At 46.8% G+C, this 13,570-nt stretch carries 17 protein-coding genes; 15 read left to right on the top strand and 2 right to left on the bottom strand.

Translation table 11 applies throughout. From position 1 onward, the window contains the following. Positions 1-127: 127 nt before the first annotated feature. Genes trpD through WHS43_05920 form a run of 3 tightly spaced genes read left to right on the top strand, consistent with a single transcriptional unit; the run spans position 128 to position 2,296 of the window. Positions 128-1,141, top strand: coding sequence for an anthranilate phosphoribosyltransferase (gene trpD, locus WHS43_05930; GenBank protein MEJ5339176.1), 1,014 nt, complete (start codon positions 128-130; stop codon positions 1,139-1,141). After that, entirely contained in the window at positions 1,141-1,893 is a 753-nt protein-coding gene (locus tag WHS43_05925; protein MEJ5339175.1) for a menaquinone biosynthesis protein, read from the top strand. The genes trpD and WHS43_05925 overlap by 1 nt, the downstream gene beginning before the upstream one ends. Positions 1,894-1,897: 4 nt before the next feature. Beyond that, positions 1,898-2,296, top strand: coding sequence for a YMGG-like glycine zipper-containing protein (locus tag WHS43_05920; protein MEJ5339174.1), 399 nt, complete (start codon positions 1,898-1,900; stop codon positions 2,294-2,296). Positions 2,297-2,308: 12 nt separating this feature from the next. Here the strand turns inward: WHS43_05920 and raiA are convergent, their stop codons facing one another. After that, positions 2,309-2,911 (bottom strand): ribosome-associated translation inhibitor RaiA, encoded by a 603-nt coding sequence (gene raiA / locus WHS43_05915; protein ID MEJ5339173.1) that lies wholly within the window; start codon positions 2,909-2,911, stop codon positions 2,309-2,311. Between the two features lie 46 nt (positions 2,912-2,957). On the opposite strand from raiA, the gene purN reads away from it, so the two are divergent. From purN to WHS43_05900, 3 genes are read left to right on the top strand one after another with little or no spacing between them, the layout of a single operon-like run. Further along, the gene (gene purN / locus WHS43_05910) at positions 2,958-3,605 is read left to right on the top strand and encodes a phosphoribosylglycinamide formyltransferase (GenBank protein ID MEJ5339172.1); all 648 of its coding nucleotides are present in this window, start codon (positions 2,958-2,960) and stop codon (positions 3,603-3,605) included. A 34-nt stretch (positions 3,606-3,639) separates the two neighbouring features. Continuing rightward, entirely contained in the window at positions 3,640-4,032 is a 393-nt protein-coding gene (locus WHS43_05905; protein ID MEJ5339171.1) for a PA2779 family protein, read from the top strand. A 3-nt stretch (positions 4,033-4,035) separates the two neighbouring features. After that, entirely contained in the window at positions 4,036-4,515 is a 480-nt protein-coding gene (locus WHS43_05900; GenBank protein MEJ5339170.1) for a C39 family peptidase, read from the top strand. On the opposite strand, the gene purC is transcribed toward WHS43_05900, so the two are convergent. After that, the gene (purC, locus tag WHS43_05895; GenBank protein ID MEJ5339169.1) at positions 4,503-5,201 is read right to left on the bottom strand and encodes a phosphoribosylaminoimidazolesuccinocarboxamide synthase; all 699 of its coding nucleotides are present in this window, start codon (positions 5,199-5,201) and stop codon (positions 4,503-4,505) included. The genes WHS43_05900 and purC overlap by 13 nt on opposite strands. 27 nt (positions 5,202-5,228) lie before the next feature. Here purC and WHS43_05890 point away from each other — a divergent pair, with 27 nt between their 5' ends. The 9 genes from WHS43_05890 (at position 5,229) to WHS43_05850 (ending at position 13,570) form a co-directional block, all read left to right on the top strand. Further along, complete coding sequence (locus WHS43_05890) at positions 5,229-6,332, top strand: type IV pilus twitching motility protein PilT (GenBank protein ID MEJ5339168.1); 1,104 nt, start codon at positions 5,229-5,231, stop codon at positions 6,330-6,332. A 2-nt stretch (positions 6,333-6,334) separates the two neighbouring features. Beyond that, the gene (locus tag WHS43_05885) at positions 6,335-7,567 is read left to right on the top strand and encodes a type II secretion system F family protein (protein ID MEJ5339167.1); all 1,233 of its coding nucleotides are present in this window, start codon (positions 6,335-6,337) and stop codon (positions 7,565-7,567) included. 25 nt (positions 7,568-7,592) lie between these two features. Then, entirely contained in the window at positions 7,593-8,699 is a 1,107-nt protein-coding gene (ychF, locus tag WHS43_05880; protein ID MEJ5339166.1) for a redox-regulated ATPase YchF, read from the top strand. 15 nt (positions 8,700-8,714) lie between these two features. After that, entirely contained in the window at positions 8,715-9,560 is an 846-nt protein-coding gene (locus WHS43_05875; GenBank protein MEJ5339165.1) for an Hsp33 family molecular chaperone HslO, read from the top strand. Positions 9,561-9,641: 81 nt separating this feature from the next. Further along, positions 9,642-10,466, top strand: coding sequence for a 30S ribosomal protein S2 (rpsB, locus tag WHS43_05870; GenBank protein MEJ5339164.1), 825 nt, complete (start codon positions 9,642-9,644; stop codon positions 10,464-10,466). Next, complete coding sequence (gene tsf, locus WHS43_05865) at positions 10,463-11,332, top strand: translation elongation factor Ts (GenBank protein MEJ5339163.1); 870 nt, start codon at positions 10,463-10,465, stop codon at positions 11,330-11,332. The genes rpsB and tsf overlap by 4 nt, the downstream gene beginning before the upstream one ends. Then, positions 11,332-12,051: a UMP kinase gene (gene pyrH, locus WHS43_05860; GenBank protein ID MEJ5339162.1), complete on the top strand. Its 720-nt coding sequence runs from the start codon at positions 11,332-11,334 to the stop codon at positions 12,049-12,051. The genes tsf and pyrH overlap by 1 nt, the downstream gene beginning before the upstream one ends. Positions 12,052-12,053: 2 nt before the next feature. Beyond that, complete coding sequence (locus tag WHS43_05855; GenBank protein ID MEJ5339161.1) at positions 12,054-12,692, top strand: ThaI family type II restriction endonuclease; 639 nt, start codon at positions 12,054-12,056, stop codon at positions 12,690-12,692. Next, positions 12,677-13,570: a site-specific DNA-methyltransferase gene (locus WHS43_05850; protein ID MEJ5339160.1), complete on the top strand. Its 894-nt coding sequence runs from the start codon at positions 12,677-12,679 to the stop codon at positions 13,568-13,570. Before WHS43_05855 ends, WHS43_05850 begins: the two co-directional genes overlap by 16 nt.

Genomic DNA, 13,570 nt, shown 5'->3' with positions numbered 1-13,570 from the left:
AAGCCTCAAAAGCTCCATGGTCTTTTATCATAAAACAGTTCAGTAAGGTGAAAGTTTGAACTTTTCAAAGGGCCAGCCCTCTATCCTTTGAAGAATTCAAACATACTCTGGTTTAAAATCTTAGCTTATGAAGGAACTGCTCAGAAAACTTTCAGAGTTCAAGAACCTCACCAGAGAAGAGGTCAGGCAGGCGCTGGAAGACATAGTGGAAGGCAGAGCCACCGATGCCCAGATAGGTGCCTTCATAATGGGCACAAAGATGAAGGGAGAGACTCCTGAGGAGATAGAGGGGGCGGCCAGTTTTTTCAGAGAAAAGGCAACGAGAGTAGAGGTAGAGGACAGGGAAAACCTTGTGGACACATGTGGAACAGGTGGGGATATGTCGGAGACCTTCAATGTGTCAACCGCTGTAGCCTTTGTGCTTGCGGGTGCAGGCATAAGGGTTGCCAAGCATGGAAACAGGTCCGTGTCTTCAAAAAGCGGCAGTGCAGACCTTCTTGAACACCTCGGTGCAAGGATAGACCTCGGACCTGAGCAGGTAAAGACCATGATTGAGGAGATAGGTATAGGCTTTATGTTTGCACCCATGTTCCATCCAGCCATGAAAAGGGTCATAGGTCCAAGGAGAGAGGTGGGACTGCGTTCCATCTTTAACCTTATAGGTCCCCTTTCAAACCCTGCAGATGCAAGAAGACAGCTTCTTGGAGTATTTTCAGACCATCTTGTGGACAAGGTAGCCTTTGCCCTGAGGGGCGTGGGAATAAAAAGAGCCTTCGTGGTGCATGGTAAAGATGGCATGGATGAGGTTTCCATAAGCGCCCCTACACGCATTGCAGAGCTGAAAGATGGGGAAGTTTTCCTCTATGACTTTCATCCTGAAGAGATGGGATTCAGGACTTACCCGGTGGAATACATAAGGGCGTCTTCTGTGGATGAAAGCTCAAAAATAGTCCTTTCTGTGCTTAAGGGAGAGGTTTCACCCGCTTATTTTATGGTTTTAATAAATTCTATGTTTGGAATCCTGGTTTCAGGTATCACCGAAGACAGGAACACGGCCCTTGAAATCGCCAAGGAATCCATACAATCTGGCAAAGCATACAGAAAACTGCAGGACTTTATAGAGCTATCAAAGCGAATCTAATGCTGAGGATTGGCAAAGTGGGCTATCTGAATACACTCCCCCTGTTTTACCGCTGGGATACCTCCAGAGTTGGTCTTCTTGAAGGACACCCCTCAGACCTGGTTAAAAGGCTCAGAGAAAATAAGATACAGGCGGGAATAGTCTCTTCCGTTGAATTCTTACTACACCCGGAGGAATACAGGGTAGTGCCGGGTGTATCCATATCCTCCAAGAAAAGAGCCTGTTCTGTTCTTATCTTTTCAAGAGAGCCCATTGAACTTATAAAAAGCCTCTATCTTACGCCTGCATCCATGACATCCAGAGTGCTGGCCCTTTACCTTGTGAGAAAAGTTTATCAGAATGAACCAGAACTTGTGGAAGAAAGGCACAGGGCCGAAGCTCTGATGCTCATAGGAGATGAGGCTATAAGGGAAAAGTTATCCGGCAAGTGGCCTTATGTCTATGACCTCGGTGAAGAGTGGTTCCGGCTACATGGTCTTCCCTTTGTCTTTGCTCTTTTCCTTGTCAGAAAGGATGCCCCTGTCTGGCTGGACAGCTTTATAGAAGAACAATGTAGGAGGTCAAGAGAAGAGTTCTACCATGACCTTGAGCAGGGCAGGATTAAGGTTAAAGGTTATGACCATGAGGAATTGAGGGATTACTTCACCCTCTGCCTTGATTATGACCTTGACCGGAGGGGATGGCAGTCCATCAGCATTTTTAAGGAAGTTTTAATGGAAGAGAGTATATTATTAAGTAAAGAAAGGAGGTGATAAAATGAAAAAGAAGGCACTGTTTCTATTGACTGTCTTCTCCGCAGGCTTTCTTTTTTCCTGCGGTCAGGTGACCACGCAGAGAACCTATGAGGGGGCAACTGTTGGAGCAGTGGGTGGTGCCATAGCTGGTGCCCTCATAGACAGGAACAACAGGTGGCGTGGAGCTGTGATAGGTGGTGCTCTGGGTGCAGTCATTGGTGGAACTATTACGGAGATAGCGGCAAGGGCTTCAAGGGAGGCTGCCATGCAGAACAGGCCAGTGGAGTATAAGTCAGAGGATGGAAGAGAGAGAGTATACGCCGAGCCTGTAGCTTCAAAAGGTAACTGCAGGATTGTAAAGACCACCTACTATCAGGATGGTAAGGTGGTAAAGGTTGAAGAGAGGGAAGTATGCCCCTGAGGGGCTACCCCTCTATAACCCCCTGCATTTAGTATTTATAACTCCGTAATTCCCACCTCTTTTTCTGTAAACTATTCTCAGGGTGCCCGTTTCTATATCTAGAAAGGGTAGGAAATAAATGCCAGAACCCTGGAGTTCAAAGACCGCATCTTCCACACTCATGGGTTTTTCTATTACCAGCTCTTCTTCAACAATAGGAGGTCTTTCTCTCTCTTCATGGGGTCTTATCTCTTCCATTATTAGCTCTTCCTTTATCTTGTGACCCCTGCGTCTGAGTTCATGTCTTCTCTGCTTTAGCTTTATAAGCTGTCTCTCTATCTCATCCATCACCCTGTCAAGGGCTGAAAAGGGGTCAATGTCCTCATCCCAGGCGTGCAGAGCTCCGCCACCCCAGGTCTTCAGGTATATGTCCATGTCAACCCTGTAAAGGGTTGGCCTACTCTCACCTGCAAAGTCCTTCTGTTTTGCTCTTGAGGTAGAAAGGGTCACAACAATCTCTACCTGGTCCTCCTCAGCTTCCTTTAAAAACCTGTTGAACCTTTCAACTTTACCCTCTACAAAGGCCTTCATTGAGTCAGTCCACTCAATACCCTTACCTATAAACTCCACGTTCATTCTATAACCTCCTTCTATGGCTTGCTTTGAAGTAGAATATGATAACATGAATTTAGGAGTTCTTGTATCGGGGCGTGGTTCAAACCTTCAGGCAATCATAGACTCCATTGAGGCGGGGAGGCTCAAAGACAGGATAGCTCTTGTCATATGTGACAGAGAGGGTGCTCAGGCAATAGACAGATGTGTAAGGCATGGAATTCCATACAGAGTTACCAAGAGAAGGGATTTTGATAGCAAGGAGGATTTTGAGAGGGCTCTTGTAGAAGCCATGAAGAAGGCCGGAGTTGAGCTTATAGTTCTTGCCGGTTTTATGCGTGTGCTTTCCCCCCTTTTCCTCAGACACTTCCCAATGAGGGTGATTAACATACATCCTTCTTTAATACCAGCCTTTCAGGGAATGCATGCCCAGAGGCAGGCTCTGGAATACGGAGCAAAGATAAGCGGATGCAGCGTTCATTTTGTAACAGAGGAGCTGGATAATGGTCCAGTTATAGCACAGGCATGCGTGCCAGTGCTTCCAGAAGACACGGAAGATAGTCTTTCTGAAAGGATACTTGCCCACGAGCACAGAATACTCCCGCAGGTAATAAGGTGGATTTCAGAGGGAAGGGTAAGGGTTGAAGGGAGGAAGGTGGTAGTAGAAGGGGCAAAATACGGAACACTCCCCTTTAATCCTGAGCTTGAGCACTTCTGATATAATTAGAGAAAACTGACAAGGAGGTGGAAAGATGCTGGGATTTTTAAGAAAACCTGTGCTCGTGCTTGGAGCAGCTGGATGGTTTTTTGCCTTCAACGCGGCTCCTGCAGTGGCCGGGCTCGTGGGCTCCAAACCTGCCTCTGAGGCTGTCAACCTGAGCAGGGAAGAGGAAATGGCGAAAATACAGAAGGTTCTGGAAAGCAAACAGCTTCAGGAAAAACTGAGGGCATACGGCCTAACAAAGGAAGAGGTGGAAAAAAAGCTTTCAGAAATGAGCGACGAGCAGATACACATGCTGGCAAAGGCTTCTGATAGAGTTTTAGCTGGTGGTGATGGAGTTGGTCTTGCCATAGGTATACTCATAGTGGCAATTCTTATCGTCATACTCCTCAAACTCCTCAACAAGGAGATAATCATAAGGTGAGGAATGTTCCTGCTCCTCCTTCTTTTTCCCCTTTTTTTATTCTCCAAGAATCTGGATGTTCCCTTTGTTAAGCAGCGGGACCAGTTTTGCGGTCCTGCTTCTCTGAGTTCTGTCCTTGCATATTATGGTGTAGAGGTGTCTCAGGAAGAGATTGGGCAAAGGGTATATGACCCAAAGCTAAAGGGCGCTCTCATCACAGACCTTGAAAAATATGCCAGAGAAAGGGGCTTCAAGACCTCATTAAAAGTATCAAATCTACAGGAGCTCAGGGACTATCTGAAGGAGGGAATCCCTCCCATAGTGCTTGTGGACCTGGGAAAACTGTGGGTCAGCTTGCCCCACTACATGGTGGTTGTGGGATACAAAGATGAAACATTCTTCGTTCACACGGGCTATGAAGCCAGCAAGCCCATCAGTGCAAAGGAACTGGACAGAGTATGGTCGAAGATGGGAAGGGTTGTTCTCATACTTTACCCGCCCTGAACCTTCTCGAGAACCTTTCTATAGCCTTCCAGCAGGTCGCCAAGGTCAAACCTGAACCTGTCCTTGTCCAGCTTCTCCCCTGTTCTGGCATCCCAGAGCCTGCAGGTATCAGGTGATATCTCATCTATCACTGCAAGGGTGTTATCTGGAAGAAGGCCAAACTCCAGCTTAAAGTCTACCAGCAAAAGCCCATGGGACCTGAAGAAGCTCTTCAGTATCCTGTTCACTTTAAGAGCAGTTGCTGTTATCTGTCTTAAGGTGCTTCTGTTTGTTATACCAAGAAGAAGAACATGTTCAAAACATATGAGAGGGTCGTGTAGCTGGTCATTCTTATAGAAGAGCTCAACGATTGGTCTTTTTAACCTCTCTCCTTCTTTAAGTCCGAGTCTTTTGCATATACTCCCTGCGGTTATGTTTCTTACAACCACCTCCAGGTCAAACCTCCTGGCTCTCCAGACAAGCATTTCCCTCTCAGAAACACGCTCTATAAAGTGCGTTCTTATGCCTTTTTCTTCAAGGAGTTTGAAGATAAGACTTGATATGGCATTGTTGAGCACACCTTTTCCCTCAACCTCAGCCCTCTTGGTGGCGTCAAAGGCTGTGGCTGTGTCCTTGAAGTATATAAGGCATTTCTCCCCCTCAAGCTCATAGACTTTCTTTGCCTTGCCTTCATAGAGAAGTTTCATATAATTAATTATAAAAGGAGGGATAAAATGACACCTACTGAAAAGATCGCCGTATCACCCGCAGATGTTAGGCTTGCGGATATACTTCAAAAGGCTGTCCAGGTTAACGCTTCAGACATCCATATAACAGCAGGAGCAAGACCTGTGCTGCGGGTTGATGGAAGGATAACACAGCTTATTGAATACCCCGTATTAACCCCAGAAATGACTCAGAGAGTTGCCTACTCTGTCATGTCTGAAAGGCACAGGAAAACCCTTGAAGAGAAAGGACAGGTGGATTTCTCCTTTGGCGTCAAGGATATTGGGCGTTTCAGAGCAAACGTTTTTTTTCAGAGGGGTGCAATTGCAGCCGCCTTTAGGAGACTACCATACAAGATAATGAGTCTAAAGGAGATAGGTCTTACGGAGAAGGTCCTTGACCTGTGCCACAAGAGCATGGGTCTTATACTTGTCACCGGACCCACAGGTTCAGGAAAGACTACCACACTGGCATCACTTATAAACTATATAAACGAGACCTTTCCCTACCATATAATAACCATTGAAGACCCGGTAGAATATGTGTTCCAGCACAGAAAGAGTATAGTAAACCAGCGGGAAATAGGTGAAGATGTTCATAATTTTGCAGAGGCCCTGAGGGCAGCCCTGAGGGAGGACCCAGATGTCATACTGGTTGGTGAGATGAGGGACCTTGAGACCATAGAGATTGCTCTGAGAGCTGCTGAAACTGGTCACCTTGTTTTCGGAACCCTCCATACCAATACGGCCATATCCACCATAACGAGGATAATAGACGTTTTTCCTCCGGAACAGCAGGAGCAGGTGAGGGTGCAGCTCTCCTTCGTGCTTCAGGGAGTCATATCACAGAGGCTTCTACCAAAGATTGGTGGTGGAAGGGTCCTTGCCTACGAGCTTATGATACCAAACACTGCCATAAGAAACCTTATAAGGGAGAACAAGCTTCAACAGATTTATGCCATCATGCAGAGCGGTCAGGCTCAGACAGGCATGCAGACCATGAACCAGTCCCTGTATGGTCATTACAAGGCAGGACTTATATCTCTCGAAGAGGCTTACAAGTATTCACCAGATATAAAAGAACTGGAGAGAATGATTGAGAGAGGAGGCTGAACATGCCAAGGTTCAAGTACAGAGCTTTTGACGAAACAGGGTCTTTTGTGGAAAGCGAGGTAAACTATCCAACTCAGGAAACTTTAATAGCAGACCTGCAACAGAGGGGTTTGAGTGTTATAGAGATAGTAAAACTTGAAAGGGGAGAGGAAGAGAAGGAGAAGAAGCCGCCCACGCTTACAGCCCTGACAGGCGGTAAAGTTAGCGACAGAGACCTGTCCATATTCTGCAGGCAGCTGGGAACTATGATAAATGCAGGACTGAATATAATAGATGCCCTCAACATACTTGGGGAACAGCTACCCAGCAAAAGGCTTGCGGATGCCAGTAAAAGGGTAGCTACCATGGTAAGCGAGGGAAGGCCCATATCCAGCTCCATGGCGGAGTTTCCAGCTGTTTTCCCCAAATTCATAGTTAATCTTGTCAGGGTGGGAGAAGAAACCGGTAATCTTGATGTTGCCCTGATAAGGGCTGCCGATTACTACGAAAAAATGGCGATGATAAAAAGCAAGATAAAGAGCGCTGCCTTTTATCCCACCTTTGTGGTCATAATAGCCACTGCCATAGTTACAGGCATACTTTACTTTCTGGTTCCCACCTTCGGGGAAATATACGCATCCCTTGGCGGAGAACTACCGGCCCCAACTCAGATGCTCATAGCTGCATCCAACGCTTTAAGGTCAAACCTCCTTTTCATACTTGCCTTTGTGGTAGGTTTTTCTCTGCTCTTCAGGTTCTTGATGAACAATAGCTATCAGTTCAGAAAGTCGGTGCACTCCTTTATGCTCAGAGCTCCAAAAATGGGTGACCTTGTAATGAAGAGCACCATGGCAAAGTTTGCAAGAACCATGGCAGCCCTTTTTTCCAGCGGTGTGGTGCTCGAAAGGGCCTTTGAAATAGCTGGTCAGGTAACCGGGAACGTTATAATAAGAGAAGCCCTTGAGTCTGCAAAGAAGGGGGTCATAGAGGGTGAGCCCATGCATAAGGCCCTTGAAAAGACGGGAATGTTTCCAAGGCTGATAATAGCCATGGTAAGGGTGGGTGAGGATACGGGAAGACTGGATGAGATGCTGGACACAATAGCAAGGTTTTATGAGGATGAGTTTGACAAGGCGGTGGAAGGTATGATTAAGCTCATAGAGCCCATGCTCATAGTCTTTATAGGCGGGATAGTGGGTGCCATCCTCATAGCCCTTTACATGCCCATATTCAAGCTCGGTGAGTTGATAAAGTAAGCCCTTAGATTATAATTAATAGCTTATGGCTCTGAGCGTGGGAATAGTGGGACTGCCCAACGTGGGCAAGTCTACCCTCTTTAACGCCCTCATACAGTCTGCAAAGGCAGCTGCCGCCAACTATCCCTTCTGCACCATTGAGCCAAACCTTGGGACAGTTGAGGTTCCAGATAAAAGACTATACGCAATAGCGGAGCTTGAAAGGTCGAGGAAGGTCACCCCTACCTTTATAGAGTTTGTGGATATTGCGGGGCTTGTGAGAAACGCAAGCAAGGGTGAGGGCCTCGGTAACCAGTTTCTTGCCCATATAAGGGAAGTAGATGCTATAGCCATGGTGCTCAGATGTTTTGAGAATCCCCATGTGGTCCATGTGGAGGGCACTGTGGACCCCATAAGAGATGCTCAGATAATAGACCTTGAGCTAATAGCAAAAGACATAGAGACGGTAGAAAAGAGGCTGGAAAAGGTGGAAAAGCTCGCAAGGCTCGGAGATAAGAAGGCAAGGGAGGAGCTGGAAATGCTGGAGTCTATAAAGGCAGTTCTTGAAAATATGGAACCTCTGAGGAAACGCATAAAGGAATTGCCCTCAGAAGTGCTTGAGTATGCAAAAAAGAGCCTTTTCCTCCTTACGGTGAAACCGCTCATGTATGTGGCAAACGTAAGTGAGTCTGACCTGCCAGAAGGCAATGAGCTCAGCGGGAGAGTTTTTGAATACGCAAAGGAAGAGGGTTCCCCCGCAGTCCTTATATGTGCAAGGCTTGAAGAAGAGTTAATAGGTCTTGAAAGAGAAGAAAAGGAGGAACTTCTCAGATCTTACGGACTTGAGGAGCCCGGGCTAAACAGGCTCATAAGGTCAGCCTATGGACTTCTTAACCTCATAACCTTCTTCACAGCTGGGGAGAAGGAAGCGAGAGCATGGACAGTAAGAATGGGAACCAAAGCACCACAGGCTGCGGGTAAAATACACTCGGACTTTGAGAGAGGCTTTATTGCGGCAGAGGTCATAAACTATGAAGACTACGTAAAAGCCGGCTCCATATCAAGGGCAAAGGAGCTCGGACTTTTGAGGCTTGAGGGCAAAGAGTATGAAGTTAAGGATGGAGATATCATCTACTTCAGGTTCAATGTATGAGCTATCTTTATAAGTATGTTCAGAGAACTGGACCTTCAGACAAGAAGCGACCTTGAAAACTACTTTCAGGACAAGGACTATATGGTAATAGCAGTGCCAAGGGAAGAGCTGATTCGGGTCTATGCCCTGCGAGCAACGAGAACCGTAGAGACAGCAAGAAGAGTTCACGCTCTTGAAGGTAAAAGTCTTGAGACCCTCGGTCATTCCCTGTTATCGGCACTTCTTCTCACATCCCTTGTAAAGCATGCAACTCCTCAGAAGGTTCTTCTCAAGGTGCAGAACGATTGTGGTGTGGTGGTGGCTGAGGCAGATGGTAAGGGCAGGGTGAGGGGTTTTCTGGAAGGGCAGCCACAGGAATGCTGGAACTCTGGCACTCTAAGCGTGGTGAAAGAGCTCAGGCTTGGAACACCCTATACCAGCATAGTGCCGGTGGTGGGAAGAGACTTTCAGGAAGCCCTTTCCTTTTACTTTGAGCAGTCTGAGCAGACAAGAAGTTATCTGGATATGGCTCTCAGTCAGAAGGATGGCCTCGCATATGCTACAGGTTATCTTGTGCAGGTGCTTTCAGGTGTATCTGAAAAGAGCATAGCCCTTCTTGAACAGAATCTGAAAAGCCTCAGGCTGGCAGACCAGAGACCTGAAGACATTGCAATCCATATACTCATGGGCATGGAGCCTAGGCTAATAGGTCTGAAAGAGGTGGAGTATTACTGTCCATGCAGTGAAGAGATTGCTCGTTCAAGTCTTATGCTATTGCAGGAAGAAGAGCTTGAAGACATACTCAGTGAAGGTCCCGCGGAGGTGGTGTGCAAGTTCTGCAAGAGAGTATACCGCTTCAGCAGGGAACAGCTTATGCTATAATTTTTGTAAGACCGCACCTTTCCCTACTGGGTTGCCCCATAAGGGGTCTGGGAAAGGGTGGCAAAACCCAAGGAGGAGAAAATGGCAGTAGTTTCTATGAGAGACCTTTTAGAGGCGGGTGTCCACTTTGGACACTCAAGGGGCCGTTGGAACCCCAAAATGGCACCATACCTCTATGGCGTCCGCAACGGCATACACATTGTGGACCTCAACAAGACGGTGGTATTCCTTGAGCAGGCATACCACTTTATAGCGGACAACGTGGCACAGGGAGCTGATGTGCTCTTCGTGGGCACAAAAAAGCAGGCAAAGGATGTTATAAAGGAAGAGGCAGAGAGGGCTGGTGTGCCCTATGTGAACGAAAGGTGGGTGGGCGGACTTCTGACCAATTTCAGAACTGTTCGTAAGAGTATTCTGAAGCTCCACACCCTTGAGAGGATGGAGGCTGAAGGTGTTTTTGATGTGCTTCCCAAAAAGGAGGTAAGAGAGCTAAAGAGGAAGATGGAAAGGCTCAGGAAGCTCTACGGTGGCATAGTGAACATGGAAAGGCCTCCCAGCATAATCTGGGTTGTGGACACAGTCCGTGAAGCCATAGCAGTCCAGGAGGCGAAAAAACTGGGAGTGACAGTGGTTGCCATAGCAGACTCCAACTGTGACCCGGACCTCATAGATTATCCCGTGCCAGGGAACGATGACGCCATAAAATCCATAAAGCTTCTCACCTCAAAGATAGCTGATGCGGTTATAGAAGGTAAACAGAGAAGGGAAAGCCTCGGAGAAGCTGCTGTGGAAGTGCCAAAGAGAAGGGTTATTGCAGTAGAAGAGGAGGAGAAGGTGCTCTTTGAGAAAGCTATGGAGATGTCTGAGAAATACGAATACATTGACAAAGGTGCAGAGGAGGAATGAGGATGATAACCGCCGAGATGGTAAAAACCCTGAGAGAAATGACTGGGGCTGGTATGCTGGAATGTAAAAAAGCCCTTGAGGAAGCTGGTGGCGATATGGAAAAGGCAAAGGAGATACTCAGAATAAGGGGGCTTGCAAAGGCAGACAAAAAGGCAGGGAGGGAAACAAAGGAAGGTATAGTTTACGCCTATGTCTCTGAAGATAGAAAAACTGGAGTGCTCATAGAGCTCAACTGTGAGACGGACTTTGTAGCTAAGAACGAGCACTTTGTGGAGCTTGCCCTGAACATTGCCAAGCATATAGCTCTTGACCCGGAAAACTCCAACAGGGCTGGAACTGGTGAGGACATAGCCACTCAGGCATACAGTCAGGACAGGAGCACAACAGTAGCAGACCTCATAAAATCTGCCATAGCCAAGATAGGTGAAAACATACAGCTCAGAAGGTTTGTAAGATACGATACAGATGGCTTTGTGCACGCCTACGTGCATGGCATAGGAAAGGTGGGTGTCCTCATAGACTACAAAGCACCGGAGTTAAGCGAGCAGGTTCTCAGGGTTGTTCAGGATGTGGCGCTCCAGATTGCAGCCATGAAGCCCGAGTTTGTGAGCATAGAAGGCGTTGACCCAGAAGCCCTTGAGAGAGAGAGGAGGATACTTACAGAGCAGGCAAGGCAGGAAGGAAAGCCGGAAAACATAATAGAAAAGGTGGTGGAAGGAAGGCTCAAAAAGTTCTATCAGGAAAAGGTGCTTTTAGAGCAGGCTTTCATAAGGGAAGAGAAGAAGACAGTGGGTCAGTATATAAAGGAAAGTGGAACTGGGGTAGATATAAAGAGGTTTGTGAGGTTTGAGGTGGGTGGTGCCTGATGGAGGAAGCACCTGCATACAGAAGGGTGCTGCTAAAGCTGTCTGGTGAGGCCTTTGCTGGAGAACAGGAATTTGGTATAGACCCGAGGTTTTTGCAGTATATAAGCGGTGAGATAAAAAGCCTTGTAGATGCAGGTGTTCAGACGGCCATAGTTATAGGCGGTGGAAACATATTCAGGGGTGTGGAGGGTCTTGAGATAGGTATAGACAGGGCAACGGGTGACTACATGGGCATGCTGGCAACGGTGATAAACGCCCTTGCCCTGCAATCTGCCCTTGAGAGGCTCACAGGTCTGCCCACAAGGGTTCTATCCGCCATAGAGATGAGACAGGTGGCAGAGCCTTACATAAGGAGAAGGGCAATCCGGCACCTGGAGAAGGGAAGAATTGTAATATTCGCCGCAGGCACGGGCAACCCCTTTTTCTCCACAGATACTGCGGGCGCTCTCAGGGCGGTGGAGATAGGTGCGGACCTTTTCATAAAGGCCACTAAGGTGGACGGCATATACACGGAAGACCCCCTTAAAAATCCCAATGCCGAGTTCATACAGGAGATAAGCTACCTCCAGGCTATAAACATGGGACTTAAGGTTATGGACCATACCGCCATGACCCTGTGCAGGGAGAACAGGCTACCCATACTCGTGCTAAACATAAAAAAGCCGGGCAATCTTCTGAGGGCTATTATGGGGGAGAAGGTGGGGTCACTGGTGAGGTAGGGATGGGTGACCTTTTGGCACAGATATTTAAAGAGGAATCATCGGTGAAGAAATTGAAAGAGAAATTGCCCTACATCTTCAAGATAGCAGAGTTAGAACTGTCCAGAGGCGGACACACTGGTATGGAGGTTGGGACGCTCAGAGAAAGGGCTATAATAGCTTTTCTTATATACAGGTTTGGCGAAGATAAGGTTCTGTATGACATGCCAGTAAATGAGGCAGAGGCGGATGTTAAGATAGAGGGGCACGCAAACCCTATATCTATAAAAACTAAGACTGGTAAAGGATTTTCAGGTGTTAAGTTAAAGTGGACTGTTGATTGGGATAAGGTCAATGAATTTTACAACAGCTATCTCCCGTCTTCAGATATTCTTTTTGTGCAGATAAATTGGGGATTTAGTGGATTTTTTGCTTATATACCATTAAGTATTCAAAATTCCGTATTTGAGGAACTTGGAAGAGAAGGATATATAAAACTACCGAAGCAGGGAACGAACCCAAGGGGCATAGAAATAAGTGCTAATGCATTGAGAACATGTGTAGAAAAAACACCGTTTAAAATAAGTATAGACTGGAAAATAGAAGGAGAACTTAACTATAATCCTTATACGCGTTGGATAGAGATATGGGCAGAAGATTAAGAAGAGGCACAAAGACAAGTTCCTTCGGCTCTGCTGGAAGGATAGCTCACGACTCGGCAAGTTTTTACAATAGAAGACTATATACTGATTTTAGTGGGCATCTAGAAAGCAAGCAGAAGGAGGTAGAAAATCCATTTCCGGAGGAATTAAAAAACGCTATTTTCTGTAAGTCTTCTGAAAGCATAACAGAAGTCCCCGATAGTAGCATCCACCTCATGGTAACCTCTCCGCCCTACAATGTGGGTAAGGATTACGACATGGATATGAGCCTTGAGGAATACAGGGATTTTCTAAAAAGAGTCTGGAAAGAGGTTTATAGAGTGCTTGTTCCTGGTGGGCGGGCGTGTATAAATGTGGCAAACCTCGGTAGAAAACCATACATTCCTCTGCACGCATACATAATTCAGGATATGCTTGATATAGGTTTTTTGATGCGGGGTGAGATAATATGGGTAAAACAGGGGGGAGGAGCTCCTTCAACTGCATGGGGCACATGGCTTAGTGCAAAAAACCCTGTGATAAGGGATGAGCACGAATATATTCTTATCTTTTCAAAGGGCTTCTTTGAGAGAAAAACTACAGGAGAAAACACCATAAGCAGAGAAGAGTTTTTGAGTTTTACGAGAAGCGTGTGGTATATGAAAAGTGAGAGCGCAAAAAGGGTGGGGCACCCTGCACCTTTTCCCATTGAGCTTCCCTACAGGCTCATTCAGCTATACACCTTTAAAGGTGATGTGGTGCTTGACCCCTTCATGGGTAGTGGACAGACCGCCATAGCAAGTCTTATGTGTGAAAGGTTCTATGTGGGATATGAGATAAACCCTGACTATGTGGAGCTTGCAAAGAGGAGGATAGAAGAATACACGAGAGGAGGTTAG

The organism is Aquificaceae bacterium, assembly GCA_037481935.1.
In the GTDB taxonomy this organism is placed as follows: domain Bacteria; phylum Aquificota; class Aquificia; order Aquificales; family Aquificaceae; genus Pampinifervens.
This window is presented reverse-complemented; position numbering and strand designations above follow the sequence as displayed.